The 26390-nt window shown below is 33.9% G+C and carries 26 protein-coding genes and 3 pseudogenes; 11 read left to right on the top strand and 18 right to left on the bottom strand.

Annotated elements, in window-relative coordinates:
* The coding region (locus HT699_RS02125; protein WP_172934068.1) for a helix-turn-helix domain-containing protein at positions 1 to 466 on the bottom strand (466 nt) is incomplete at its 3' end.
* A gap of 207 nt (positions 467 to 673) precedes the next feature.
* Between HT699_RS02125 and HT699_RS02120 the strand changes: the two genes are divergently transcribed.
* From HT699_RS02120 to HT699_RS02095, 6 genes are read left to right on the top strand one after another with little or no spacing between them, the layout of a single operon-like run.
* On the top strand, positions 674 to 868 hold the full coding sequence (locus tag HT699_RS02120) for a helix-turn-helix transcriptional regulator (protein WP_001082471.1): 195 nt from the start codon (positions 674 to 676) through the stop codon (positions 866 to 868).
* Positions 869 to 883: 15 nt separating this feature from the next.
* Positions 884 to 1426 carry a DUF3278 domain-containing protein gene (locus HT699_RS02115; RefSeq protein WP_000712340.1) on the top strand — a complete coding sequence of 181 codons (543 nt, stop codon included), beginning with the start codon at positions 884 to 886 and terminating at the stop codon, positions 1424 to 1426.
* A gap of 10 nt (positions 1427 to 1436) precedes the next feature.
* A complete protein-coding gene (locus HT699_RS02110) occupies positions 1437 to 1679 on the top strand; it encodes a hypothetical protein (protein ID WP_000712156.1) in 243 nt (80 codons plus the stop codon).
* Between the two features lie 10 nt (positions 1680 to 1689).
* Entirely contained in the window at positions 1690 to 2016 is a 327-nt protein-coding gene (locus tag HT699_RS02105; RefSeq protein WP_000839388.1) for a hypothetical protein, read from the top strand.
* Positions 2017 to 2042: 26 nt separating this feature from the next.
* Positions 2043 to 2621, top strand: a complete 579-nt coding sequence (locus HT699_RS02100; protein WP_023941505.1) for a DUF3278 domain-containing protein — start codon at positions 2043 to 2045, stop codon at positions 2619 to 2621.
* Positions 2618 to 3094: a glutathione peroxidase gene (locus HT699_RS02095; RefSeq protein ID WP_023941504.1), complete on the top strand. Its 477-nt coding sequence runs from the start codon at positions 2618 to 2620 to the stop codon at positions 3092 to 3094. Before HT699_RS02100 ends, HT699_RS02095 begins: the two co-directional genes overlap by 4 nt.
* Before the next feature lie 221 nt (positions 3095 to 3315).
* Here HT699_RS02095 and HT699_RS02090 read toward each other — a convergent pair whose 3' ends face one another.
* The 5 genes and pseudogenes from HT699_RS02090 to HT699_RS02075 form a co-directional block, all read right to left on the bottom strand.
* Positions 3316 to 5529 (bottom strand): TIM-barrel domain-containing protein, encoded by a 2214-nt coding sequence (locus tag HT699_RS02090; protein WP_172934067.1) that lies wholly within the window; start codon positions 5527 to 5529, stop codon positions 3316 to 3318.
* A gap of 400 nt (positions 5530 to 5929) precedes the next feature.
* Positions 5930 to 6106 (bottom strand): hypothetical protein, encoded by a 177-nt coding sequence (locus tag HT699_RS02085; RefSeq protein WP_000050748.1) that lies wholly within the window; start codon positions 6104 to 6106, stop codon positions 5930 to 5932.
* A 7-nt stretch (positions 6107 to 6113) separates the two neighbouring features.
* Positions 6114 to 6292, bottom strand: a pseudogene (locus tag HT699_RS11630) (helix-turn-helix domain-containing protein); the annotation flags it as partial.
* A gap of 45 nt (positions 6293 to 6337) precedes the next feature.
* A complete protein-coding gene (locus tag HT699_RS02080; protein ID WP_172934066.1) occupies positions 6338 to 6838 on the bottom strand; it encodes a DUF4411 family protein in 501 nt (166 codons plus the stop codon).
* Complete coding sequence (locus tag HT699_RS02075) at positions 6839 to 7948, bottom strand: ImmA/IrrE family metallo-endopeptidase (RefSeq protein ID WP_000194091.1); 1110 nt, start codon at positions 7946 to 7948, stop codon at positions 6839 to 6841. It abuts the gene before it with no gap.
* A 350-nt stretch (positions 7949 to 8298) separates the two neighbouring features.
* On the opposite strand from HT699_RS02075, the pseudogene HT699_RS02070 reads away from it, so the two are divergent.
* Positions 8299 to 8448 (top strand): annotated as a pseudogene (locus HT699_RS02070) (IS110 family transposase); the annotation flags it as partial.
* 372 nt (positions 8449 to 8820) lie between these two features.
* Here the strand turns inward: HT699_RS02070 and celB are convergent.
* From celB to HT699_RS02025, 9 genes are all read right to left on the bottom strand, one after another.
* Positions 8821 to 10167, bottom strand: a complete 1347-nt coding sequence (gene celB, locus HT699_RS02065) for a PTS cellobiose transporter subunit IIC (protein ID WP_172934065.1) — start codon at positions 10165 to 10167, stop codon at positions 8821 to 8823.
* A 79-nt stretch (positions 10168 to 10246) separates the two neighbouring features.
* Positions 10247 to 10753 (bottom strand): hypothetical protein, encoded by a 507-nt coding sequence (locus HT699_RS02060; RefSeq protein ID WP_172934064.1) that lies wholly within the window; start codon positions 10751 to 10753, stop codon positions 10247 to 10249.
* 18 nt (positions 10754 to 10771) lie between these two features.
* A complete protein-coding gene (locus HT699_RS02055) occupies positions 10772 to 11086 on the bottom strand; it encodes a PTS cellobiose transporter subunit IIA (protein ID WP_001070943.1) in 315 nt (104 codons plus the stop codon).
* A 9-nt stretch (positions 11087 to 11095) separates the two neighbouring features.
* Positions 11096 to 13069, bottom strand: coding sequence for a PRD domain-containing protein (locus tag HT699_RS02050; protein ID WP_172934063.1), 1974 nt, complete (start codon positions 13067 to 13069; stop codon positions 11096 to 11098).
* A gap of 123 nt (positions 13070 to 13192) precedes the next feature.
* Positions 13193 to 13507, bottom strand: a complete 315-nt coding sequence (locus HT699_RS02045; RefSeq protein WP_001029637.1) for a PTS cellobiose transporter subunit IIB — start codon at positions 13505 to 13507, stop codon at positions 13193 to 13195.
* 129 nt (positions 13508 to 13636) lie between these two features.
* The gene (locus HT699_RS02040) at positions 13637 to 13876 is read right to left on the bottom strand and encodes a SemiSWEET transporter (RefSeq protein ID WP_000580382.1); all 240 of its coding nucleotides are present in this window, start codon (positions 13874 to 13876) and stop codon (positions 13637 to 13639) included.
* A 51-nt stretch (positions 13877 to 13927) separates the two neighbouring features.
* A complete protein-coding gene (locus tag HT699_RS02035) occupies positions 13928 to 15364 on the bottom strand; it encodes a 6-phospho-beta-glucosidase (RefSeq protein ID WP_050147864.1) in 1437 nt (478 codons plus the stop codon).
* 189 nt (positions 15365 to 15553) lie between these two features.
* Positions 15554 to 15892 carry a putative quinol monooxygenase gene (locus HT699_RS02030; RefSeq protein WP_000176378.1) on the bottom strand — a complete coding sequence of 113 codons (339 nt, stop codon included), beginning with the start codon at positions 15890 to 15892 and terminating at the stop codon, positions 15554 to 15556.
* 75 nt (positions 15893 to 15967) lie between these two features.
* On the bottom strand, positions 15968 to 17404 hold the full coding sequence (locus HT699_RS02025; protein WP_023937283.1) for a glycoside hydrolase family 1 protein: 1437 nt from the start codon (positions 17402 to 17404) through the stop codon (positions 15968 to 15970).
* A 107-nt stretch (positions 17405 to 17511) separates the two neighbouring features.
* Between HT699_RS02025 and HT699_RS02020 the strand changes: the two genes are divergently transcribed.
* From HT699_RS02020 to HT699_RS02010, 3 genes and pseudogenes are all read left to right on the top strand, one after another.
* Positions 17512 to 18393 carry an AraC family transcriptional regulator gene (locus HT699_RS02020; protein WP_023937282.1) on the top strand — a complete coding sequence of 294 codons (882 nt, stop codon included), beginning with the start codon at positions 17512 to 17514 and terminating at the stop codon, positions 18391 to 18393.
* 96 nt (positions 18394 to 18489) lie between these two features.
* Positions 18490 to 19329 (top strand): HAD family hydrolase, encoded by an 840-nt coding sequence (locus HT699_RS02015; protein WP_023937281.1) that lies wholly within the window; start codon positions 18490 to 18492, stop codon positions 19327 to 19329.
* 29 nt (positions 19330 to 19358) lie between these two features.
* Positions 19359 to 19940 (top strand): annotated as a pseudogene (locus tag HT699_RS02010) (histidine phosphatase family protein).
* Between the two features lie 96 nt (positions 19941 to 20036).
* Here HT699_RS02010 and HT699_RS02005 read toward each other — a convergent pair.
* Both HT699_RS02005 and HT699_RS02000 read right to left on the bottom strand, forming a co-directional pair.
* Positions 20037 to 20852, bottom strand: coding sequence for a PRD domain-containing protein (locus HT699_RS02005; RefSeq protein WP_023937280.1), 816 nt, complete (start codon positions 20850 to 20852; stop codon positions 20037 to 20039).
* Positions 20853 to 20935: 83 nt separating this feature from the next.
* Complete coding sequence (locus HT699_RS02000; protein WP_023937279.1) at positions 20936 to 22828, bottom strand: beta-glucoside-specific PTS transporter subunit IIABC; 1893 nt, start codon at positions 22826 to 22828, stop codon at positions 20936 to 20938.
* A 945-nt stretch (positions 22829 to 23773) separates the two neighbouring features.
* Here HT699_RS02000 and HT699_RS01995 point away from each other — a divergent pair.
* Complete coding sequence (locus HT699_RS01995) at positions 23774 to 25009, top strand: ATP-binding protein (protein ID WP_023937277.1); 1236 nt, start codon at positions 23774 to 23776, stop codon at positions 25007 to 25009.
* Between the two features lie 401 nt (positions 25010 to 25410).
* Here the strand turns inward: HT699_RS01995 and HT699_RS01990 are convergent, their stop codons facing one another.
* Positions 25411 to 26274: a helix-turn-helix transcriptional regulator gene (locus tag HT699_RS01990; protein ID WP_023937275.1), complete on the bottom strand. Its 864-nt coding sequence runs from the start codon at positions 26272 to 26274 to the stop codon at positions 25411 to 25413.
* Between the last annotated feature and the right edge of the window lie 116 nt (positions 26275 to 26390).

Raw genomic sequence — 26390 nt, 5'->3', positions numbered from 1 at the left:
CCACTGTCAGCAGACAATGAACAAGGTTGCTTTTTGAAAATAATTGAGTATCATAATGCCCATTCTCCAAGCGAAGATTTATAGCTTCAGGCCGCTGTTCGATGGATTGACCAGCAGGTTTAAAGTTGGTGCTAGCCTGTTTCTTATCAAGCGAAAATTTTTGGTTATGATAGTGGAGAATCTTTTCCTTTAGTTCCTTGGTCAAGCTTGATTTCTTGACCGAGCGCTTGCGATTGTTTTCATAAGACTGTTGAGCATAGTCGGCAGAATAAACCTCTTTGAAGCACCCTTTTCCAAGACATTGTCGGACTGTCCCACGCTTGATTTCAGTGTGGATAGTTTGAGGAACTTTTCCAAGCAGAAAGGCAATTTCTCTATTTGATTTCCCTTCTTTTTTCCATCTTTCGATTAAGCGGCGGCTATCGATTGTCAAATGTTTACCTTTTGTAGTATAATTTTCTTGCATCTCTGTGCCTTTCTTGTGTTTGTGGTTGAACAACAAGTATAACACAGAGGTGTTTTCTTATGCCTAGAAGAGCTTTCATTTTAATGTGATAATCGGACAAGGAGACTACTATTTCTTCAAAAAATATGTCAAAAATACTTGACACTTTATATTTAAAAGAATATAATATAGTCAAATATATACGACATAAATTAGAAAGGAGACCAGATGAATCGTGTGAAAGAATTTCGCAAGGAACTGGGCATTTCCCAGCTAGAACTAGCCAAGGATATCGGTGTCTCGAGACAGACCATCAATATGATTGAAAACGACAAGTACAATCCAACCTTGGAACTCTGTCTCAATCTCGCCCGCAGCCTCCAAACTGACCTCAACAGTCTCTTTTGGGAGGATAATTTTTAAAAAAGGAGCAAACTTATGAAAAAAGAAACCTTCACGGAAAAACTGATCAAACGCATTTATGGCATTTCAGGACCACTTGATGAACACAAACGACGCGAGGCTGATCGTATCGGCAATCAAGTCTTTATCATCCTCTTTTATCTGATGACATTTGGAAATCTCATCCCCTTTGTCCTCGCTTATAAATACCCACAAATTGTCGCTATCGGCTATCCTCTTGTGGTATTCGGCATTTCGATGATTTCTGCTCTCTATGTGCTCTCCCAAACCAAAAAAACAGGGATTACAGCTATTGATCCAGATATGCTGAGCGAGAAAGAAAGCAAGCAACTACACTACCCTGGTATGAAAGCAGGTCTACTCTATGGATTAATGAGTTTTTTTTCAACCCCTCTTCTCCATATACTGCTAGGTGAGAGTCAGGACTATCTTCAGTCTCTTCTCACTTTTAAAAATATTTTTTCAAGTATTCTCCAATCTTTCTTCTTCGGAGTGATTATACAAATTATCATCTCCCGTCGCATTGCAAAAGCCAAGAAAAATCAGGATAATGATTAGGAGGAAACTCATGAAAAAAGAACAGAAACAGTTACGTTATCCTGGTCTGAAAGCAGGTTCGATTTATGGAACAGTGATATTTTTTATAATTCCACTCATTGATACCCTAACAAGTGAAAATCCAAATTTTATCAGTTCTCTTCTAAATACAAAACATATTTTTAAAACTATACTGGGAGCTTTCTTTTTCGGGGTGATGATACATATTGTCGACTCACTTCGTATTGCAAGAGCTAAAAAAGACCAGGATTAGGAGGTGCCTTATGAAATCACTAGTAACTTTACTTACCTATCATCTTTTGTTCAGTTCCCTGCTCATCTTCATCATCGTTTCAGGGAACTTGCCAATCAGCGAGATATTCCTCGGGCTAGTCTTTATTCCAGCACTTAACAAAGGGCTAACTTATCTAAAGATTGACTCCCAAAAAACACGCATACTCAACTTAGCACTGTACTTTATGATTCTATCTTTACCACAACTGATGCTCATCTCAAGCGGTTGGAAATATTATTTACTGCTGACTATCGCTAGCCTTTCTTCTATCACTTATCTTTATTATCTCTATCAATTCGTAAAAGAAAGTCAGTAAAACCACTCATCTAGGAGATTACTAACATGAAAAAAGAAGACTTCACCACTCGCCTACTTCGAAATCTCTTTCATATCCAAGGCCCTTTTGATGAATGCCGGCAAGAGATTATCTACAAAGCCTGTGCCCGTTCCATGGTCCAAATCGTTTATTCTTCCTTCTTCCTCTTCTTGTTTTATCTGTTATTTGGACGCTTCATAGAAGCCGTTCGCTATGCCATGCCCTACGTTTACTCTGGACTCATTTTTTTCATTACTTTAAAAACTCAAAGAGTCGTCAAAGAACTCCAGCTGGAAAAAGATGACAAGTCAGAAATTGTCCTCAAAACCTACAGCAAAGGCCAAATCAAATTCCGAAGCTGGATTGTGTTTATCGGCCTTCAGATTGGCCTCTTTACCCTACTCATCTTTCATAAAGTCTTCGTTCAGCAGATGTCCTTTTCAGATTTTGGGAAGTTGCTCGTGCAATTCGATAAAAGTGTTCCTTTCCTAATGTATGGCCTGATTATCGGTAGCATTTTTGGAACCCTGACCTACGGCTTTCTATCCCTACAGGAGGAGAAAACTCCTAAAAATACCAAACAGAAGGAGAAAAGCAAGCAATGACTTCACTATACGATTTTTCAGTCTTGAACCAAGACAATCAAGAAACTCCACTAGATGCCTATCGTGGGAAAGTTCTCTTGGTTGTCAACACTGCTACTGGATGTGGTTTAACGCCCCAGTACCAGGGACTTCAAGAACTCTATGACCGCTATCAAGAACAAGGTTTTGAAATCTTAGACTTCCCTTGTAATCAGTTTATGGGACAAGCACCCGGCAGCTCAGAGGAAATCAACAGCTTCTGTAGCCTAAACTATCAAACCACCTTCCCACGTTTTGCCAAGATTAAGGTCAACGGCAAGGAGACAGACCCTCTCTATGTTTGGTTAACAGACCAAAAATCTGGCCCACTAGGAAAACGAATCGAATGGAATTTCGCTAAGTTTCTCATCGGCCGTGATGGGCAGGTCTTTGAGCGCTTTTCTTCAAAAACAGACCCCAAACAAATTGAAGAGGCGATACAAAAATTACTATAATTCACAATCTCACTATGATTAGGTTTCTTTTAGCCTGATGAATAGTGAGATTTTTTGATTGGCTTTGACTTAAATAGAAAAACACCCCATGATATGAAACATGAAGTGTTGTAAAGTCTATGTTGTAGGTGCTTATTTCACATTTTCAATGTGACCAATGATGACAAATTCCATACCGAAGCTTCATATACACTAAACAAATGACTTTCTAATTATTTCAATTAGTTTTGGCTAGTAAATATCATTTCCAACAAACGCCCTCTCAATTCCTCGTCCTGACGATGCAAGATATTCATTAAGTCATGAGAATTTTTGGCATTAATGAATTGATTTAACAATCTATCTTTTAATTCATATGGAAGAGAAGCCGTCTTTAGTAGTCTAAAAACTTCATCATTTAGGGGTGTCCTTTTATTATCTTTCCATTCAAATCTAGCTGTATCATTCTTATTTGGCAATTCAATGATAGACACATTCGTTCCTTTAAAATGAATTCTATGTTTTCTATTGTTTGGAACGATACTAGAATCTCCTTGTAATGTTAACTCTACCATCCCCATTTCCCAGTCGATTGATAATCTTGTTTTATATCTTTGACCATTTTGATCTTCAATCATTTCAAAAGAATGTTGTTTGCCTGGGAATACATACCAATCTACAACTTCAGGTAAATCAACACCCATAACTATCTCAGAACCAACCAAGGGAATGATGGCACCACTTTTTGCAAACACAGACATAGTCGAAATGTCTCTATAAACACTTAACTTCACACCACCTGTGTATTTTTTCTCTGAAAAGAAGTCATACCATTCACCTTCAGGGAACCATACATCCACTTTTGCAGATTGGAATGCCAAATCCATCTTTTCTACAATGGGAGCCACCATCAGTTCTGTTCCAAAAAAGTATTGATTTGGAACATTATAACTCTCATCATTCTCTGGGTAGAAATAATAGATTGGGCTAATTAATGGGGCACCTTCCTCATGCGTCTTTACATTCATGGTATATAGATATGGAATCATCTGATGTCTCAAACGAAGGTATTTCTTCATAATCTTAGATGTTGTTTCTGAAAAAAACCAAGGTTCTTTACTATTAAAGGGACTTCTAGAACTATGTAATCGAGTTATTGGACTAAAAACGCCAAACTGTAGCCATCTAGTTTGTAGCTCTTCGTCATAATTCCCCAGCATGTGTCCACCAATATCATGACTCCACCAACTATAACCGATATTAGATGCTGTCGCTGTAAAATAAGGTTGAAATCTTAAGGAATTCCAACTAATAATAGTATCCCCTGAAAAACCAACAGGGTAGCGGTGACTACCAGGACCTGCATATCTTGATAAAATCAAACCACCTTCTGCATTTTTACAACTATCCTGATAGTGATAATGGTTTAAAAGCCACAGTGGATCCAACATGCCTTGAGTCCCTTGTTGCCAGTCAATCCACCAAAAATCTACTCCCTGCTTTTCTAGCTTATAATGAACATCTTTAAAGTAGGATTCCCTAAAAGAGGGATTAAAAAAATCAAAAATGGCAGGTTCTTCTAGTTCTACATTTAACCCCAATCGTTTTGCGACTTGAGGATAAGCTTCTTCATAAGCCCGTATACCATCAGCAGGATGGACATTTAAGGAGAGTTTCAACTTTCTATCATGAAGTTGTTGCAATAACTGTTCTGGATTAGGTATTAAGTTTTTATTCCAACTATATCCTGTCCAGCCACTTCCAAAACGAGCTGGAATTTCAGTTATATGCCAATCCATATCTAACACACCGATAGATAATGGAATGTTCTCTGTTTCAAATCTGTCTATTAAATCCAAGTATTCATCCGACGTATAAGGCCAATATCTACTCCACCAATTGCCTAAAGCATATCTTGGCAACAAGGGTGTTGAACCCGTCAAATGGTAAAAGTCTCTGATTGCTCCTCTATAATCATGCCCATAGGCAAAGAAATAGAGATCAATTTGATTTTCTCTCTCAATATAACCAGACTGTTCATCCCAAATAAATCCTTGAGAATCATCCAATAAGGCTATACCATTTCGGCTAATAATTCCATCTTCTAACGAGATTGCTCCATCTGCCTCATCCAGAGTCCGAGCTGTTCCTTTTAACGTTTCAATAGATTCACCAAAATACCAGCGACTACCATATACGGCAAAATTTCCTTTTAATTCTATAAATAAATTTTCGGCGTTAAATTCTCCTTTATTAAAGTGCAGATGAAAATAGTCCGTCATAATATCTAGTACGTTTGGTGTCTCGATATAATTTAACGAAACTTGGCCAAAATCTCTATTATAGATAAGTTGTGTCGTTCTATCCTCAAAACTTCCAGTTTGAGAGTATTCTAACCTTACTAGCTTGTCTGTTAATACAGAGATTCGATAAAACTCTCCCTTAAAAATTTTCACTTTGTTTTCCTCCTTTTATGATAGCATAAAAACAGAACGCACCATTTTTGATGCGTTTTTCATTATTCTGAATGCAATGTTCTATCTGTTATATCTATGACAAATAATAGTCAATTGAAAAAATGTAGTGGACAAAATATCTTTTAACAAACCAAGAGTTTATTAAAGAGTTATCACTTTTCAACTTTTCTAAGCTTATGCAGTTGTGAAACAAACTACTTTTAAACTATTAACTAAGATAGGATTGATAAATAATTTCAAACTCTTACTAGCAATCATACGATATTCAAGCTCACATGCTTTTTTCCTTCCTGCTTATTTCTTAGAACTGAAGAACCCGGATCGGTATATAAATTATCCGGATCAACATAGTCATAAGATTCATAACAGTTGCGCTTCATTAAGTCATCCCCAGAGCAAGAGCTTCATCTCGTAATTTTTCAACATCACTAACCGTAGGTCGCCATCCTTCAATCATATTTGTACTTAAAGCATACCAAACACTCTTAAAAACGGATCTGTTTTCAAAAGCTATTCCCATGATTGTCATCTTTTCTTTATCTATATCTAAGGACATATGCTACCTCCTTATATTTCTTCAAATTCCTCCAAACAGTTGTTTTATTGCAATCTAGCAGATCCATGATTTCCTTATAACTCTTTTGAACAAAAATATAATCTGTAGACGTTTGTGATATTTGGCCTACGACGAATCTCTTAGGAGTTTTTCAATTTTCTGTATTTCTTCGTTTGTAAGATTAATAACTACTAATGTAAGATGTTTTTTGATTTTAGTCTAGTATTAACATCAGATAGATAGGCTAATTTCTTTGAAAAATTGGTTCATTGAAATACATTGAACATTAAGTTTTTCACATACATCTGGAACTTTAGCATTCCTGCTAGGGTTCACATCATTAAGATTGACATTTTTAATTTCATCAGTTACGATTGTATAATTCTCTTTTTTAGCAATAGCAATCAACCATGGATCAGCAATTCTTTCATTTGCCCAGCCTTTTTCCGATAAAAGAGCAGTATCTTTATATAAAGGACTATCTTGAATGTATTGAATTACTTCACTCCACTCTCTAGCATAAGATTTATGATCTATTAAATCTTTTTTGTAGTTTTCCTCTAACCACTCCCTAAACCATGGATTTTGATAATTCTCTGAAACCACTATTCTAGGAACTAGCACATTTGAATTTAAAATACTGCCCAACTTAAGCCAGAAAGTTGGGAAAAATTCTTTACGATAATATCTATCATAAAAATTTATGTATATGTTTGAATCTAATAAATACATCTATCCCTCCCCCTTACTCAATATCTTATATCCTTTATAACCTACTCCAACAATATTAAAAGCATCTGTATATGTAATCTTATTTTGTTGAACAGCATTATTCACATATTTAAAAAAGTTGTTGTCAATTCTGAATCTAAGATTATTACTATAATTGCCACCACTAGAAGGTTTTCTATGTTTTTGTATTTGATTAAATTCTTCCTCTAGTTCAAAATTTATAGATTGATAAGTATCTTTGGAAATAATGGAAAAATCATATAAACGCCTTAAAATGACAAACTTACTAACCTCAGTTTTCTTTACAATAATTTCTAAATTATCTTTTATCGTTTTCTCTCCATCAAACATATCTATAATTAAAGATTTTGGAGCTAAAATTTCGGCTGTTATCGAGTTTATTACCGCCTCTTTTTTATTTTGCTTACCCACCTCTTCAGGTTCTAATAAGTCACTATCACCAAACAATACATGAATAAATTCATGTATTAGCGTGAATAATTGACCTGCTTTAGAATCTAACTGATTGATAAAAATAATAGGCGCCTTTTTATCAGACAGAACAAATCCTCTAAATTCTTTAACATTTAACGGGCGATGCGTGTTATCCTTATACTTACCATTTAAAAAAATATATATTCCTAATTTACCTAGCACTTTTCTGTAATATCTAAAACGATTTTGAGTAATCTCAGGTCCCAGAAGAGTTCGTGCTTTCTCTATTACTTCTTCAAGTTTACTATTAAAATCAAACATACCTACAAAATAACATTCATCCTCAACTGCATCTCTCAAAAACTCTTGTTTTTCTTGCATTTCAAGAATTGTAGCTTTTAATTCCGAACTCATTTCAGATATACGTTGTGAATTTAAAGTTCTAAAATCAACATCTAAACTAATAGGTATAATTTTTTCTTTGAGTACTAACAATCCAGTAGGAACATTAATAAGTTTCGAAAGTACTGATAATTGATTGAATGTTGGTTCTAAATCTCCAGATAAAAACTTATCTATATTAGGCAATTTTTTACGTATTAATTCAATAGGAGTATTAGAATTATGAATATATGATAATAAAACTTTAGTATTTATTTTTATACGTTGCGTCATAATACACCTCCTCGTAATATATAATCATGGGTATATTTCAATCCCAAGTTTTATTTGTTATCACTTGACTATTGCAAGGTTTTCTAGAACAATAGAGTCATGGAATGGACTCATGGTTTTTCTCCTTGTTGCTTGGACTTCATTAAAAAGTCTGTTACCCAAGCCTTGTTCAAACTTCCAACACACTAGCTGTTTCCACAGCTTGACTTCTGCATCTAGTAGGATGCAGGCGGCTCTGTCAGGCTGTGATAAGGATTCTCTTATGCGAGGATGTTGGAACAAGATGTTTCTGGGAAACCTTACAATAGTCAAGAAAACTTCCAAATCTAATAGAAAGGAGACCTTCCTTAATGAAATGTTTTGTCTGTTTAGACGTGAGCTCTACAAAATTAGATGTGTGTATCATGTTGAGTGATACTAGCACCCCTGTCACAGCTTCCCTCTCTAATGACCTTTCTGGGGCAACAGAGATTAAGAATCATATTCTTGATTTGAATCATGCCTTTAGTTACATTATACCATGTTTCTCTGTAGCTTTTAAAAATTTTATTTTGTCTGTAATATCTAAATTTCAGCACATTTAGCCTATTTTATAAACTTCAAACTCAAAGATGAAAACGCGTTCTTTTTCCTTTTTTTACTAATGTATCGTATTCTACGATAACATACTTTACTGTATTGTTTTGTTAAAATAACAGCAGTTCCCTGTTAATCAACTATTCGAACTACTTTCTATTTTGCTTCATCCCCTGCACAGTAAAAAGAATAAAAAAAGCAGAGAAGAGCATCTAAAAAAGATATCTTCGCTGCTAATGTTAACATTCATTATTTAAACTATATGGATTTTATCATCGAATATGCTTTTTTACTTATTAAATACTTTGCTCCTCTTTCACCAACTTCTTATCATACACACGGATGAATGGAAGATAAACTAAGAATGCTGCAAATGCACATACTAGAGCAACTAATACAGCTCGAAGATCTGCTGTCCCTAAGAAAGCTCCAATTCCTACTGGAGTTGGCCATGGAACCTGTGCAATAACCGGCTTAATAAAGTTTAGAGAATTCACTACGTAATAAATAGTAGCAGTAACCATTGGTGCTAAAATAAATGGTATAGCCAAAGCTGGATTATAAATAATAGGTAATCCAAAAATTAATGGTTCATTAATATTGAATAAAGCTGGAACTACAGATGCTCGTCCTATTGCTTTAAGCTGTTCAGATTTAGCGGCAAAAGCAATATATAAACATAGGCCTAAAGTTGCACCAGAACCACCTGCAATTACAAACATATTAGAGAATTCACCTGCAACAGCAAAGTGCCCACCAGCAGCATTTTCAGCCATATTAGCAAGAGCAATCGGATTAACAAATGCAAAAACAATGTTAGCACCGTGGATACCTACAATCCAAAGTAGTTGAGTCAACAGATAAATAATCATTAAACCAATCCATGAATTAGTCAGATTGGATACAAAACCAAATGGAATTGCAATGACTTTAAAAATATCTGTTCCCATTGCTACAAGAAGACCGTTGATAAAGATAACAACGAATGCAACAACAAATCCTGGAATCAAAGCGGTAAATCCACGAGAAACTCCTTCTGGAACAGCTTCAGGCATTTTAATAACCCAATTATTTTTAACACACATACGATAAATAAGAACAGTCACAATTGCCATAATGATTGCGGTAAAAATCCCCGTTGTCCCAAAACGTGCGACTCCATTTCCCATTGCCCATCCATCTGCAATTACTGCGCCTTCTTTTAGACTTGTCACAGCATTCATCATTCCACCATCAAAAATGATTTGCGGTACTGTCATGACAAAAGCCATCAAGGCAAGCAAGGCACTATTAAGAGGATTCATATTGAGTTCTTCTTCCTCTGCATAAATTTTTGTCAATTCATATGCAAGTGATAGAACGAAATAAAGAGATAGAGAACCCATAGTCGCATAGTTTGCAACCATGTAAAGTGATGTGAATTTATCAAATGAAGCAGAGAAAATATCTGCCACAATTGGCCAAAATGAGAAAGCTTGTGGCAAAATACTGAATACCAAAAACATTGATCCTACAATAGTAAATGGTACAGCAGCCATACCTGCAGCCGTGATAGCACGCACTGCTTTAAACTGAGCAAGTTTGCCCATTGGTCCCATAACATGGTTTTCAAGGAAACCAAACAACCCGTTTTGTTGATCCATAAATAGACCTCCTTAATAAAACATAATAATTTTTACTTTTTAAAGACTAGTTTCAAATACAAATTATACTAGATCAGGATTATAAACTAAGTGAGTTCTTTTCCAATTGGACAAATTGTTGATAAGCCTTATCTGTTCGTTTATAAATTTTTTTAATTCTTCTAATGTCTAACAAACTCAGAACTAAACCTAATAGAAGAACTACAAAAACAAATAAACGTGCTACTTGGTTATTTTCAAAAATCGGAAAAAGATTCGTAAACCAACTTGTCCAAGTTAAAACAAGTAATCCTATTGAAATAAGCATTTGTATTCTAACAAACATTAGTGTTATTCCCAACTTTTCTTTCCTATTTCCATAAAGTTTAAATTGTTCAACAGTTGCTAAAATAGAAAATACTATGAGCATAATGGGGAAAATAATAATAGGCGAGGGACTAATAAACTGATTCAAAAGCCAATAAACATTTCCAAAAAAGAAGAGTGCTATTGAATAACGTAGAAGAAGATATCGATTGAAAAAAGTATTAGTTAGAGCCATCTCTCGACGTTGTTGTTCAATTTTTTGTCGTTCTTTTCTATCCATATCATTCCCTCCTTATATTTAGTTAACTTTCTTATAAAGAGCTAACATTTCCTTTGCTACTTCTAATAATGTCATAGTGGTCATTAAATGATCTTGAGCATGTACCATGATAATTTCAATTTTAATTTCCACTCCACTTGCGTATTCTTGCAAGAGTTTAGTTTGTGCATGATGTGCTTCGAGAATTATCTCATTTGATTGATTTAATTTGCTTTCTGCATCATCAAAACTACCTTCTCTCATTTTTGCAAATGCTTCATGTATTTCTGACCTTGCATTTCCCGAATGCAGGATAATTTCAAATGCTGCAACCTGCAGTTCCTCTTGATTCATATGAACCTCCTATTTTATCTTCTCAAATATGTTAATAAAATCTTCAAAGTTATTGCAAGATATTAGCTGATTTTGCAATTCATCATTCTCTGTCAGAGAGACTATCTTTTTAGTCACAGTTGTCAAACCTTCGTTCCCATATATTGATGGAGATAGAAGAAATACTAGCTGAACATGTGAGCTTTGATTATCCCAGAATAACGAATCTTTACAAATTGCAACCGAAACCTTTCCCTCTGTACCAAAGGGCTGAATAGGATGTGGAACTGCAATTTTTTCAGAAAAAACGACTGAACTTAATTCTTCTCGCTGTTTAATTCCGTGAAGTAAAGATTGTTCAAACTCATTTGATTCACCAACAGATAAACCTTGAATCATCTTTTCAAGTAAATTTTCCTTGTCATATTTAGTACATATTAAAAAATTTTCTTTACTAAAATACTGTCTAAAGTTGTTGTTTTCAAACTTGCTAATCTTTGACGATTGTATATGACTTGAAACTTGCATCCGATCCATAGCTTTGCGAATCATTTCCATCTCATCACTCTTAAGAAATACACTAACTTTAAAAACTGGAATTTGAAAATATAGATTTGATAAATCAACAGCTGATACTATAAAATCTATTCCTCTAAGTTTTTCTTGATTCAATTCATAATAGCCTATTACATCAACAACTTCTACTCGGTTCCCAAACTCCGTTTCCAAACGATTTCTTAACATTTGGGCTGCACCAAATCCCGTTGCACAAATAGCAAGAATATTAAACCTAGTACTCTCTTTGCTACGTTCCATAGCAGCTAAAAAGTGAAGACTTACATATGCTATTTCATCATCTGATATTGACCACTCTATGAACGTAGCCATATTTTCAAGAATTTCTCTAGTCATAAAGAATATATCACTATAATTCTGTTTAATTTCATCTACCAAAGGGTTATTTAAGGTAATTCGACTTTCTAAACGTACTTGTAGTGTCATTAGATGAGTTATCAATCCTTCAATTAGTTGGAAATCTGAAGAAAAGTTATACATATCATCTAATCCTAAATCCTGAAATGTTTTAAATAAAGATTTTTTTAAAACTTCTTCAGAAATATTCTTCTGATTTTTTTGACATTGTTGACTCTTAGCTAACAAATGCAAAGTAATGTAGTCTATTTCCTGAACTGGAAATTCCTGATTTGTTACTTGACTTACTTTAGAAAGAATTCTTTGGGCAACCTTTCTCTCTATTGCATCATCAGTCATCTGACAGTCTATATTTTTTATTTCAAATCCGGATTTTAAACGAATCACAGACAATGCTATGTGAACTACTAAATTCTGTAGTACAAAATCAGATAGTTTTAGGTTGGCCTCTTGGCATTCATCCAAAACAATTCTAGCAAATTCTTCTAATGGAACAGTTTGATCAAAAAAGTTAAATTTCACATAGCAATGTATTGTTTTAAAAAATTGATTCTCTAGGAAATAATTCATGATAAAACGTCGTTTATCACGTTCCTCGCCTGAGACATAAACTCCTTTATTCGCCCTACTCTCAATAGATAAATTATACTCTGATAACATCACTCGTATCTTTTTAAAATCATGAGATAATGTTGAACGACTAACGTAAAGTTCATCAGCTAAATCATCAAAAAGAACTGGAACTTGCTCAAATAATAATTTATTTAAGATAAATACTAAACGATCATCACCTTTTGAAACCGCAGTTTTCGTATAGTCTTCTTCCAGTTCATAAGTTTGTCTAAACTCCTGATAAGCACCTTGATTCTCAAAAAACATTTGATACCCTTGACCTTGTTTTGAAATCAACTGGACGCCTTGAATTATCATTGTCTTCTCAATTAATTTCAGTGCATTACGGACAGTTCTATCTGAACAGGATAAATATTCTGCCAGTTCTTTGCTTGTAACAAAACGTTCCTTATTTTTTATTAAAAATTGAAGGATATCTTTCTCTTTAATGTTTAACACATTTATTCCCTCCTAAAACGTATGTTTTCATATATTGAAGCATATTATACACTTAAATCAGTTTATATCAAACTCAAAACAATTTAGCTTAACTTAAATATTTAATGGCATTTTATATGTTTATTAAATATTCTCAAGAATCAAATTGGCCATTTTTTCAATACCCATTGGAATAGGAATATATGCTTGAGGAGGTATTTGTACAACTGGTTTTCCTGCTTTAGAACCAGCCTCTTCAAATTGCTTAAAGTACATTTTTGTTTGAGGGCTGACAAGATACAAATCAAAAGCTGCTGCTGCGATAGCTTTCCCTCCTTCAGTAGCACTAATAGCATCAACTACAATATCTTTCCCTTTTCCTTTTAGAAACTCTGTCGTTTTCTGTGCCATAAGTGATGAAGACATTCCTGCTGCACAAATAATTAAAGCTTTTGCCATAATATTTTCTCCTTTTCTTAAATCCAATCAAAGCTGTGCTAAGTTGGCTTATTTGTTATCTATTTTTATTATAAAATAAAGCGTTTCCAATGACAATTCCCTCATTTTCCTAAATGATATGGAAAAAAATTATTTATACTTCAATTTATAAAATAAAATTATTCCTGAGAGTAGAAATGAAACACTATTTGCTAAAATCAAAGGCAAGTCTCCTATACGAATACCATGAGCAAGCCACAATGCAATACCAATAACTTGCATAACATACATACCTAGAGCAATAGATCCTGTGTCCTTTGTCTTAACTACACGAAAAACTTGTGGTAAAAATGCAAATGTTGTTAAAATTGCTGCAATACTTCCAATCATATGTCACCTCAATATGCTAAACAAACTGAGAATAATCTCAGTTTGTTTATACTATTCTACTGATTCACCGTTAGATGAAATAACTTCCTTATACCAGCCAAAAGATTTTTTCGGGGAACGATTATAACTTCCCTTCCCATTGTCATCTTTATCTACATAAATAAAGCCATAACGTTTCCGCATTTCACCGGTACCAGCTGAAACCAAATCAATACATCCCCATGGAGTATAACCCATTAAATCAACACCATCTTCAACTACAGCCTTTTTCATTTCACGAATATGGGCACCTAGATATTCAATTCTATAATCATCATGTACCATACCATCTGCTGCAACTTGATCTATAGCTCCAAAACCATTTTCAACAATAAAGAGTGGTAAGTGATAGTGGTCTGTAAACCAATTTAACGCATAACGCAAACCTTCTGGATCAATTTGCCACTCCCATTCAGAAGCCTTAACATAATTATTTTTCACTAAATCTTCTGTTTCAAGATAATCAAAATAAGGATTATTTTCACGATGAGAGTCGATAGCAAAGGACATATAGTAACTGAAACCAATGTAATCTACAGTCCCACCAAGTAAATCTTCTTTATCCTGGGCAGTAAAATCAACTGAAATACCTTTTCGTTCCCAATACTTGAAAATATGCTCAGGATATTTACCTAAAACATGCACATCAGCAAAATAATAACGCTTCTGCATAGCTTTCATTGCCATTAAGATATCCTTAGGATTGCAAGTAGCTGGATAAATTGGACACATCGCAATCATACAACCTATTTGAAAATCTGGATTAATCTCATGACCAATTTTTACAGCTCGTGCAGAAGCAACTAATTCGTAATGTGCTGCTTGATACATAATTGCCTCTCTATTATCACCTTCCTCATATACAATACCTGAGTTAGTAAATGGTGCAAAATCTTCCTGATAATTCGCTTGATTATTGATTTCATTGAAAGTCATCCAATATTTAACCTTATCTTTGTAACGTTTAAATACGACTTCTGCAAAACGAGCAAAGAAATCAATCAATTTCCTATTTTTCCAACCACCATATTCGGTCACTAAGTGATAAGGCATTTCGAAATGAGATAGAGTGATGACAGGTTCAATACCATTCTTTAAGCATTCATCAAAAAGATTATCATAAAACTGTAATCCTTCTTCATTCGGCTCTAACTCATCACCTTTTGGAAAGATACGTGTCCATGCAAGAGAGGTACGGAAGCACTTGAATCCCATTTCAGCAAAAAGTGCTATGTCTTCTTTATAACGATGATAAAAATCTATCGCCTCATGATTTGGATAATATTTACCCTCTAAAACTCCCAAAGTAATTTCACGAGCTACTCCATGACGACCAGCAGTCATAACATCAGCAACACTAATTCCCTTGCCACCTTCTTGCCATCCACCTTCAAGTTGATGAGCAGCAACAGCACCACCCCATAAAAATCCATCTTTAAAAGTAGTCATCTTTTTTCCTCCTGACTTTGATACTCTTATTATAAACCTCAAACCAAAAGATGAAAACGCATTCTTTTTCCTTATTGTTAAGGAAAGAAGTAATTTTTAATGGAAATAGAACAATATCTTCTTGTATTCTCGTAATGATATCTTTACGATTTTCAATACTTTCAAACTACAAAAACTCTCACAATAATTCTAATTCCCTGTGTCTATAAACGATTTATCGCTTTCTGGCATCCCAGAATCATCTTCTATATAACGTTCAACTTGCATCTGCAAGTGATATTTTTTTCTTAAATCTAAGATTTTCTGCATTGTCTTTGATTGATGATGTTCATCTAAAGCTTCTTGATTTATCCACTGATCAATAAGGAGAATAGTTCCCTCTTTTTCAATTGGTAAAAAATATTCGTATTTCAAGTTACCTTTTTGATTTCTAATTTCTTCAACAAGGCCACTATCAAGCATTTCTCTTGCAAACTTTATTGCACTATCTCCATCACCCTTATAATATACATGAATAGTCAATGTCATCTCATATCCTCCAAAATCATCCTTCAAATTTTTAAAAACAAGTTTAGATGAGGATCTAAACTTGTTTTTTATGAATCAATCATATAAAGTTTCGCCATTACTTTCAATCACTTCTTTATACCAATAAAATGATTTTTTCTTATAGCGATTTAATGTTCCAGATCCATCATCATTTCTATCTACGTAAATAAATCCATAACGCTTACTCATCTGGGCTGTTGAAGCTGATACTAAATCAATACATCCCCATGTAGTATAACCTAACAATTCTACTCCATCCTCAATGGCTTCACCTACTTGTTGTAGATGTTTTTTGAGATAATCGATTCTATAGTCATCATCAACAGTAGGTCCATCCGCACCTTCAATTAGAACGTCTTTAGCACCCAAACCATTTTCAACAATAAACAACGGCAACTGATAACGATCATAAAGATTATTCAGCACTATACGTAAACCAATAGGGTCAACTTGCCAACCCCATTCTGAACTTTCCAAATAAGGATTAGCAATTCCTCCCAATAAATTTCCAATGCTTGATTGATAATTTTCAGGATCATTTGCTTGAACCGAACTCATATAATAAGAGAAAGAAATAAAATCCACAGTATTTTCAGCTAATAACTCCTTATCCCCTGATTCAAATTTGATATTGATATCATTTTCTTTAAAGAATCTTTGAATATATGATGGATATTTACCGCGAGCATGAATATCTGAAAATAGATAATTCTGATTCTCAAATTCACGCGCAGCCAGCACATCTTCTGGCTTCGGTGTCATAGGATATGTTGGCATAGCCAAAACCATGCATCCAATTTTAAATTCTGGATTGATTTCATGTCCAACTTTCGTTGCCAAAGCGGATGCAACTAACTCATGATGAACCGCTTGATAAAGATCTTGTTTAGATAATTTCTCGACTGGAGTTGCAATACCACCACTTATAAAAGGAACATGTAAAACGGAGTTGATTTCGTTAAAAGTCAACCAATATTTGACTTTATTTTTATATCGATTGAAAACAGTTCTTACATAGCGCTCATAAAAACCAATCAAATCACGATTAACCCATCCATTATATTTTTTAGCCAAGTGAAGTGGAGTTTCATAATGTGATAATGTTACTAAAGGTTCTATTCCATATTTAGCTAGTTCGTCAAAAAGATTATCATAAAACTGTAAACCTTCTTCGTTTGGTTCCAATTCGTCACCATTTGGAAAAATACGAGACCATGCAATCGATGTTCTAAATACCTTAAAGCCCATTTCTGCAAATAAAGCAACATCTTCTTTATAACGGTGATAAAAATCAATTCCTTCCAATTTGAGATTATCTTCTGTAGGCAGTTCTGTAATGAATGGATTTAGATCATTATCACTTACTGGAACTCCGCCCCTAGGTGTCACATCCTGAACCGATAAACCTTTATCACCTACATTATAAGCACCTTCATATTGGTTAGCTGCTGTAGCTCCACCCCATAAAAATTCTTTAGGAAATTTACTCATTTATTTTCTCCTTTGTTTTTTTCTATACTTATATTATAATTAAATAAAAATGACAAATCTTGCACAATAATAGTAAAAAACGATACTATCCTATTAAGAGGAAACCTATGATTGATCTTGGACAACTACATAAAAACACGCCTTATAAAAATGAATTAATTCCCTATTCTCTTACCCGGACTATTATGGAAGATGGTCTACCTGATATTCTTTTTCACTGGCATACAGATATGGAAATCATATATGTACACGAAGGACAAGCAAGATTCCATATAGATACAGACTATTTTAACAGTGAGAAAGGAGATATTATTTTAATTCGTCCTAATGCCTTACATTCTATACATCCAATTGAGAATACCTATCACTATATGGATGCAATCAACTTTCAATTAGACTTAATTGGTTATTCTACAAAAGATTTTGCAGCAATTCATTACTTACACCCCCTATATAATGGACAACTAGACTTTAAACGTGTGATTAAACCCAATCAACCTGGTTATACAGAAATTCGACAAACACTAATTAATTCAATGGAAATAGGATACTATAGGAAGACATTTTTTGAACTAGAATTAAAAAGTGAGCTACTAAAACTGCTTCATCTTCTCTTTCAATATAATTACGTTTATTCAAGTAAACAATCAATAGATGGTTATCGTAGAGAAGAAAAAATTAGAAAAATTATTGATTATATAAGCGAACACTATCAGGAAGATTTATCAATTAATCTTCTAGCAGAACTATGTGGCTATAGTCCAACACATTTTATGAATTTCTTTAAAAAAAATTTAGGAGTTAGTTGTATGGACTATCTTATCCACTATCGTTTACGTAAAGCTACTGAACTTCTTCAACACTCAACTCTATCAGTTCTAGAAATTTCCTCAGAGGTAGGTTTTAAAAACTTATCAAATTTTAATCGACAATTCAAAAAAATTTACAAAACAACACCCCGAAAATATAGAGGTGAAATAGATAAATAGATATTTTACCTTAGAAAAGTATTACAATTGGCTAGAATAGCAGTAGAAACATTTTTTATCATACTGTAAAATCAAACTAAAAAATGGAGTAGAAATATGAAAAAAATTATCTTCCTTGATGTTGACGGAACCATTGTTGACTACGATAACCACATACCCGATTCAGCTAAAATAGCTATCCAACAATCACGAAAAAATGGACACTTAGTATTCCTTTGCACTGGACGAAGTAAAGCTGAGATGCCAAACAAAATTTTAGATATTGGCTTCGATGGTATCATTGGAGGAAATGGTTCCTACATAGAGTACAAAAATCAAGTTCTCATGCATCAACTGATTCCGTATGAGACTGCCAAACAAGTTGTTGATTGGCTTGAATCAAGAGGATTAGAGTTCTATATTGAAAGTAATAACGGATTATTTGCGAGCCGTAATTTTCGTGATGCTGCAAGACAGATACTCCGCATCTATGCCTTAGGTAAAGGAGCTAGTGAAGACCAAATTTTAAACATGGAGCCAGAAGATGCGCTACATGGATTAGTTTATGGTGGAGAACTGTACCGAGACGATCTTAATAAAATTAGTTTTATTCTCAATTCCTACCAAGATCACTTAGATTCTAAAAAAGTTTTCCCACACCTAAAAGCTGGTACTTGGGGAGGTAGAGGAGAATCAGCTCTATTTGGTGAATTAGGGGTAAAGGATATTAATAAAGCACATGCTGTTAACATCATTCTTAAGCATTTAGGAGCGAATCATACTGATACAATTGCTTTTGGTGATGCTAAAGTTGATATTCCAATGCTCGAAGCCTGCCATATTGGTGTGGCTATGGGTAATGGCGGTCCTGAAATACTAGCTATGGCTGATATTATAACAGATGATGTTCGACAAGATGGACTTTATAATGCCTTTAGAAAACTTAATTTACTGTAGGATATTAAGATGAAAAAACTCTTTATTTAATGCGTCATGGACACACTCTTTTCAACAAACGTCATCTTATACAAGGTTGGTGTGATTCTCCGCTAACAGACTTTGGAATTTACCAAGCTCAAGTAGCAAGTGAATATTTCAAAAAACATGGAATTATCTTTGACAGTGCTTTTAGTTCAAAATCTGAGCGCGCGTGCGATACTTTGGAAATTGTAACTGATGGAAAAATACCTTATACACGAATTAAAGGTCTCAAAGAATGGAATTTTGGTATTTTTGAAGGAGAAAGCGAAAATCTAAATCCCTCTATCCCTTATAACGATTTCTTCGTCTATTATGGTGGAGAATCTCAATTAGATTTACAAGAGCGCATAAATAACACTATTTGTTCACTTATGAAGGAAGATACAGGAAACTCTATTCTTATTGTGTCCCATGGAGCAGCTATTCGAAATTTTGCCAGAGTCTGGGAAAAGTAAGAACAAACAACTATTCAAAATAGAATGACAAATTGTTGAATTCTCAAGTTCACATACTCTAACGATATTTTTTATTTAGAAGAAGTTATCAATCATGATTTTAGCAATTGGAATAATAATTCTAATCAATAAAAATTAGATAAATTAATTTATTAGAACCGTTAGTTTTAACAATTATCATCTGCAATAACAAAAAGCCATGGAAATTTAAAAATCTCCATGACTTTTTTATTTCTTTCGAATACGAGAGAGATGGATCGTTAAATATAACTGCTCATCATCAGAAATAGAATACTGTCTAGTTTTTTCTAGATGTAAGGCAATCTTTTTAGTTGTTTCATATGCAATAGGATACTTCTTACACATTAGCTCAAACATTAAAGAATCATCCAATTCTTCTTGGTTTGTATTTGTTAATACACGCTCACAAAAAAATTTTAAATGAGTGATAAATCGTTGAACATAAATATCATCTTGTTCCAATGGAATTTCCAAACTATATTTCACGATAGTCATAATCTCTTCCATTAACTGTGTTAAATCTCGAGCGTTTGAATTCTTATAATTTAACTCACTATTTACCAATGTTAGCGCCATGAACCCAGCTTCATCATCAGGCAATTCTTGACCCAAATAAGAACTCAAAAGCTCATTAGCATATAGTCCCGCCTCATACTCCTTAGGAAAAAAGCGTTTAATATCCCACATGAGAAAATTCTTCATAAAAAATCCAGCACGAATTCTTTGTTCAACTCCATACATATGATCTGCCAATGATAGAAAAGCTGTATCTTTAATAGCATTATCTAATGTACATTTAGCAAAAGATATAGCTTTATCTGCAACCTCTAATAATTCAGCAGGAATTTCAAAAAAAATTTCTCTGTGATTTTGAGACAAAATATAACGTTTATCTATCTTATTTTCATCAAGCTCGTCATCAACTTTCTTACCAAATGCTAAACCTCTTCCCATTACAATGATTTCCTGATCCTTCATTTCAGATAGGACTACATTATTATTAAATATTTTTTTAATTTTCATGACTTCACCCAATTATTAGTATCTATAGTATAACACAAAAATGAGGTATGGAAGTTGAATCGTCTCCCATACCTCCATTTAGACTATCTAATTTCTAGCAAGTTTTGATCTAAGTTGACTTTACCGCTTGCAATTGTGTTTACACTATGATAGTTACTAGTATTTGTAATTATGATTGGTGTTGTGACTGAATAGCCTGCTGATTTGATTGACTCAATATCAAAACTCAACAATAATTGACCCTTTTTAACTCTATTACCCTGAACTACATGAGCTTTAAAGCCAGATCCATCTAACTCAACTGTATCCATACCAACATGAATCAGTAATTCGGCACCATCATCTGTTGCAAGACCAATAGCATGGTTTGTAGGGAAGAGAAGACGAATTGTTCCATCTGCTGGTGCAACAACTTCCCCAATAGTTGGTTCAATAGCCACTCCTTGTCCCATCGCTCCACTAGAAAAAACTGGATCTGGTGTTTCTGAAAGTGGAATAATATTTCCTACAATTGGACTTGAAATTACTTGATTCCCCACTTCTACTTTATCGTTTTTAGTTTCTTCAGTGACTGCTTTCTTCTGATTTTTTTCAAAAAGTGTTGGGACTGGTAAGAACATTTGAATTGCAAATGAGAGGATAATAGCAATTGCTGTGCCAACTAAAGCTACATATAAACTTCCAAAATTACCATCCGGACTAACAAGAGATGGGTAAAGGAAAATTCCCAAAGCACCTACTGAATACATAGTTACGTTGAACATGCCAACAAATCCACCAACAATACCAGACACGACACAACTGATAATAAATGGCGTACGCATTGGAAGCGTTACACCATAAATAGCTGGTTCAGTAACACCAAAGATTGAAGAAATCAAAGCTGGAGTAGAAATTGCTTTTACCTTGCTTTCTTTCGTTTTAAGAATAATTGCTGCAAGGACACCTGTTTGTGTAAAACATGGTAACAAAGCGCCTGCTAGAATGACTCCTGAACCAGTCTGAGTGAGTTCAAGTATTGCCAACGGCACAAGGCCCCAATGAAGTCCAAACATAACCATCACTTGCCATAAAGTACCTAGAAGGACTCCATAAATTATAGGATTAAAATTATAAACTGAACTTAAGAATGCCCCTAGTAAATCAGACGCTGTATTAGCGATAGGACCAACTAGTAGGAAAGTCAATGGAATTGAAACAATCAAAGTTACAAACGGCACCACAAAAAGCTTAACTGTATCTGGTGTAATCTTTTTGATAAATCTTTCAATTCTAGAAGCTACCCATACAGCTAGAATAGCTGGAATAACTGTTGATAAATAACCTCCTGCGGGCATGCTTAAAGGAATTCCAAAAAAGTTAGATGCACCTACTTCAGTCAAACTCTTAACACTTGCTTCTAAGTTTGGATAAACTAAAGACGCAGCAATTGCTAAAGCGGTGAACTCATTCATTTTAAATTTACGAGCTGCATTTAAAGCAATCATCATTGGCAAAAATTGGAAAAATCCGTCACCAGCTGCGGTCAGAACTAGAGCAACTCCATTATTTGTAGCAGTCCATCCGAAGAAAGCAGTTAAAATAGCAACAATCCCTTTTATAATTCCAGCTGCTGCCAGTGGGCCAAGGAAAGGTTGGAAGATACTTGAGACAATATCAATAAAAGCATCTAAAGGATTCTTCTTAACACTATCTTCTTCATCAGCATCTACTGCCCCACTACCTTGTAAGCTGCCTACTGCTAATACCTCTGCATAAACATCCGGAACATGGTTCCCTATTACTACCTGATACTGACCTCCTGCCTTAATAACTGTTACTACACCATCTCGCTTCATGAGATAATCTGTATCAGCTTTACTTTCATCTTTAAGTGTAAAGCGTAAACGTGTTACACAATGTTTAACGCTACTCACATTTTCACGTCCACCAACGTGATTAATAATATCTTGTGCTAACTCAGTATATTTAGCCATATTGGACCTCCTTATATTTTTTGGTCATCAGTTGACTACTTATTCCCGGAAAATAGGTAACAAAAAAACCTAAACACATACCAAATAGAAAGCAAAGTATCGCTTCTTATCTCGTATTTGTTTAGGTTTTGCCTGCATGACCAGTAACAATCCATGAATTAAGTATATCACATTTTTTTATTTTTGCAAGCGCTTTTTTAAAAATTTTTTGAGAATTAAATAATGAAGTTTGGCATGAAGTTAGCGAACTACTTTCAACAGAAAATAACTGATCCAACTACTATAGTTAGTTGAGTTTGGAATAGTACGCTGTAGCTACTAAAACATTTCTAGAAATTAATTTGACTTTCCTAGTAGAGTTGTTCATATCTTATTTCAATCTACTATAACATCCAATGGCTGTTGGTGGTTCACTTATCATAATCTTAAAAAGTAATGGTGTAAATTTTACTAAAAATTATTTAAAACATACTCTATAGTTTGAGCCATAGGTGTTGTAAATGCTGTATTCTAATTCGTTCTTAACGGTTAGAGAATTGGACAGCTTTTGAGTTTTCTTAAATTCGCATCATGATACTTACACTAAATTATAGCTAAAACCAATAATTATTGAGATATGAAACCACAATTTATATAACCCTTTTAAAAATCGAGAGGTTATCAAAGGGTTATCACTTTATAGTTTTCGGAGCTTATGTAATTGAAATTTGGCGAAAAATACGAACTACTGTATCACAAAGATGATGTAGTAGTTCAACAACAAATGCACAGCTACTTCGTGCCAGTTCAAATTCTTTTGTTATCGGCATTTTCTCTTCTGAAGATATTTAGAAAGCCTGTGATATTATTTCTAAATACTTAGAAATAATCAAATAAATTGAATATTATTTCTAAATATTTGAAAATAGTTACTATTTGTATTATACTATCTTTGAGGTAACTATTATGAACTATATCAAAAGACCACATTATTTAGATTTTTTAAGAAGACATCGTGACCGACAAATCATCAAAGTTGTGAGTGGAGTTAGGCGAGCTGGTAAATCTGTTCTCTTTCAACTCTATAAAGAGGAGTTAATAGCAACTGGGGTAGACGAGGATCAAATCATATCCATCAATTTTGAGGATCTGAGTTACTATGATCTCCGACATTTTCAAACATTATTTGCTTATATAAAAGAGCAGTTAATTGGAGAGAAAACATACTATATCTTTTTAGATGAAATTCAACATGTTGAAAAATTTGAACTGGTAGCAGATAGTCTATTTATACTACCAAATGTTGACCTCTATTTGACTGGATCAAACGCCTACTTTATGAGTAGCCAATTAGCTACAAACTTGACTGGTCGGTATGTTGAGATAGAAATTCTTCCATTGTCATTTGAAGAATACCTATCAGGCCAATCTCTCTCAGAGAATCTGAATACAACAGAAATTTTTAACAGTTATCTCTTTAGTGCTTTCCCTTACTTATTGCAAACATCATCTTACGCTGAAAAAATTGACTATCTCAGAGGAATATATAACTCCATACTGTTAAATGATATTGTCACTAGATTGGGAAATCCAAATCCTACTATTATTGAGCGCATTGTCCGAACCCTTCTCAGTAGTACAGGTAGCTTAATATCAACAAATAAGATTCGCAATACCCTGGTCAGCCAAAATGTTTCAATCTCCCATAATACTTTAGAAAATTATTTGACGACTTTGACAGACAGCTTACTTTTTTATTCCGTTCCACGTTTTGATGTAAAAGGTCGAGCATTATTGCAACGCTTAGAAAAATATTATCCCGTTGATTTAGGTTTACGACACCTCTTATTACCAGACCACAAAGAAGACATTGGGCATATATTGGAAAATATTGTCTATTTGGAATTGAGACGTAGATATTCACAAGTATATGTTGGTAATTTAGATAAATATGAGGTTGATTTTGTTGTTGTAACTGATCTTGGCCACTACGCTTATTATCAAGTCAGTGAAACAACACTTGCTCCAGAAACACTAGAAAGAAAACTTAGACCACTAGAAGCCATTAAAGATCAATTCCCAAAATATCTATTAACAATGGATACGATTCAGCCAACAGCAAATTACAATGGAATTGAGAAGAAAAATATCATAGATTGGTTACTAGAAAAATATATAAATATAAATCATGCAGCTAACTAGATTTGCAACAGTCTGTTATCAATGATTCTACCAAAACCCTAACAAGATATAGCGAATTTAGAGCACTGATACTTGAAAGATAACATGGGATCTATAACTTTTGGAAGTACTATCATCATAGTCTTGTTAAAGAAAAGCATCACCCACTTTTTCAAATAAGATTAAATTATAACTGAATTATAATGAAAAAGAGACTGAGCAATCAGTCTTTAAAACCCTAAAAAACGCATACTATCAGGTGTTGAATGAACTGCACCCGCATAGCGGGTGGTTTTTTTGTCTCGCACCTAACGGAGCGAGACGAACTAATAGTCACATAATCATAAGGCTGATAGTATTAATCTAACTATCAGCCTTACAGGCTATTTAATGTTTCAGTAACACTCCAATATCAAGATAAACTAAACAGCATCTAGTTCCTTCAAATAATTTTCTATCTTCATCAGCATTAAAGGATTGTTATAAATCTTGCATAGCTCTCTTGCTTCTATATAATAATTTTTGACTTGTTCTTTGCCAAGGAATTGTGTTCCACAATTTCCAACGAGAACGAGCAGGGGAGCTAGTTGGTAACTTGTTTGCCTCTCTTTACAGAGTTCGATAGTCTCAAGAGCTTCTTGGATGGCTTCATTATATTTTTCCTTTGATACTAGGTAGTGAGCGTAGTTGTAACGAACTCTGATGTAGCCAAATAAAAACTCTTGATGCTCAAAATTTTTTGTCTGATATAACTCCATCAAATGAGAGTAGTTTGCCTCATATTCTTGTTCAAGACCCACTAAGGAATAGAAATTAGATAGAGTATTCAACGCCTTTAAATAAATCAGAGTATTTGAGGAGACTTTTAATAATATATTTTCCAATGAAGAAATTGCCTCACACTTACTGTCATATTGATAGAAGTCAATAATAGCTTTAATCCATTCAAGGTAAGTTCGGTCTTCTAGTGTTAGAAAAGTACTTCGTTCAATCTCTATTCTATAAATATATTCCAAATTGTCATAATTTCTGTCATCTAATAGTCGAGCAGATAATTGCTTGAAATTAGAGAGGTTAGATTTAATTTCAATTTGTTCATTAAAAAAATAATCTAATGGCACTTCGAGTCGTTGGGAGAGTTTGAACAAAAGGTCTGCGGAGGGAATGAAATGCCCTCTCTCAATTTTACTAATCTGGCTTTGTTCACAAATTCCTTCTGCAAGAGTTTGTTGGGAGAGTCTCAACTCTTTTCTTTTCAATCTGAATTTCTCTGCGAGTGTATTCATTAAAGATAATAAACCTTCCTATTTGCTTAATTTCATTATAAAGTTTTTAGTTCAAAATAGCAAGTTAAAGGAATAAATAATTCTTTATGGTAATAAACAAAAAAAAAAAGTTAAAA

The organism is Streptococcus sp. 1055 (assembly GCF_013276815.1).
Taxonomy (GTDB): domain Bacteria; phylum Bacillota; class Bacilli; order Lactobacillales; family Streptococcaceae; genus Streptococcus; species Streptococcus pseudopneumoniae.
The sequence above is the reverse complement of the archived record's forward strand: the minus strand, read 5'-3'. Positions and strand labels throughout refer to the sequence as shown.

Excerpts from the sequence above, each read along its gene's own strand:
- HT699_RS02120 (WP_001082471.1), top strand. The coding sequence starts at position 674 with ATGAATCGTGTGAAAGAATTTCGCAAGGAACTGGGCATTTCCCAGCTA.
- HT699_RS02115 (WP_000712340.1), top strand. The coding sequence starts at position 884 with ATGAAAAAAGAAACCTTCACGGAAAAACTGATCAAACGCATTTATGGC.
- HT699_RS02110 (WP_000712156.1), top strand. The coding sequence starts at position 1,437 with ATGAAAAAAGAACAGAAACAGTTACGTTATCCTGGTCTGAAAGCAGGT.
- HT699_RS02105 (WP_000839388.1), top strand. The coding sequence starts at position 1,690 with ATGAAATCACTAGTAACTTTACTTACCTATCATCTTTTGTTCAGTTCC.
- HT699_RS02100 (WP_023941505.1), top strand. The coding sequence starts at position 2,043 with ATGAAAAAAGAAGACTTCACCACTCGCCTACTTCGAAATCTCTTTCAT.
- HT699_RS02095 (WP_023941504.1), top strand. The coding sequence starts at position 2,618 with ATGACTTCACTATACGATTTTTCAGTCTTGAACCAAGACAATCAAGAA.
- HT699_RS02085 (WP_000050748.1), bottom strand. The coding sequence starts at position 6,106 with ATGTCCTTAGATATAGATAAAGAAAAGATGACAATCATGGGAATAGCT.
- HT699_RS02080 (WP_172934066.1), bottom strand. The coding sequence starts at position 6,838 with ATGTATTTATTAGATTCAAACATATACATAAATTTTTATGATAGATAT.
- HT699_RS02075 (WP_000194091.1), bottom strand. The coding sequence starts at position 7,948 with ATGACGCAACGTATAAAAATAAATACTAAAGTTTTATTATCATATATT.
- celB (WP_172934065.1), bottom strand. The coding sequence starts at position 10,167 with ATGGATCAACAAAACGGGTTGTTTGGTTTCCTTGAAAACCATGTTATG.
- HT699_RS02060 (WP_172934064.1), bottom strand. The coding sequence starts at position 10,753 with ATGGATAGAAAAGAACGACAAAAAATTGAACAACAACGTCGAGAGATG.
- HT699_RS02055 (WP_001070943.1), bottom strand. The coding sequence starts at position 11,086 with ATGAATCAAGAGGAACTGCAGGTTGCAGCATTTGAAATTATCCTGCAT.
- HT699_RS02045 (WP_001029637.1), bottom strand. The coding sequence starts at position 13,507 with ATGGCAAAAGCTTTAATTATTTGTGCAGCAGGAATGTCTTCATCACTT.
- HT699_RS02040 (WP_000580382.1), bottom strand. The coding sequence starts at position 13,876 with ATGATTGGAAGTATTGCAGCAATTTTAACAACATTTGCATTTTTACCA.
- HT699_RS02035 (WP_050147864.1), bottom strand. The coding sequence starts at position 15,364 with ATGACTACTTTTAAAGATGGATTTTTATGGGGTGGTGCTGTTGCTGCT.
- HT699_RS02030 (WP_000176378.1), bottom strand. The coding sequence starts at position 15,892 with ATGACATTGACTATTCATGTATATTATAAGGGTGATGGAGATAGTGCA.
- HT699_RS02025 (WP_023937283.1), bottom strand. The coding sequence starts at position 17,404 with ATGAGTAAATTTCCTAAAGAATTTTTATGGGGTGGAGCTACAGCAGCT.
- HT699_RS02020 (WP_023937282.1), top strand. The coding sequence starts at position 17,512 with ATGATTGATCTTGGACAACTACATAAAAACACGCCTTATAAAAATGAA.
- HT699_RS02015 (WP_023937281.1), top strand. The coding sequence starts at position 18,490 with ATGAAAAAAATTATCTTCCTTGATGTTGACGGAACCATTGTTGACTAC.
- HT699_RS02005 (WP_023937280.1), bottom strand. The coding sequence starts at position 20,852 with ATGAAAATTAAAAAAATATTTAATAATAATGTAGTCCTATCTGAAATG.
- HT699_RS02000 (WP_023937279.1), bottom strand. The coding sequence starts at position 22,828 with ATGGCTAAATATACTGAGTTAGCACAAGATATTATTAATCACGTTGGT.
- HT699_RS01995 (WP_023937277.1), top strand. The coding sequence starts at position 23,774 with ATGAACTATATCAAAAGACCACATTATTTAGATTTTTTAAGAAGACAT.
- HT699_RS01990 (WP_023937275.1), bottom strand. The coding sequence starts at position 26,274 with ATGAATACACTCGCAGAGAAATTCAGATTGAAAAGAAAAGAGTTGAGA.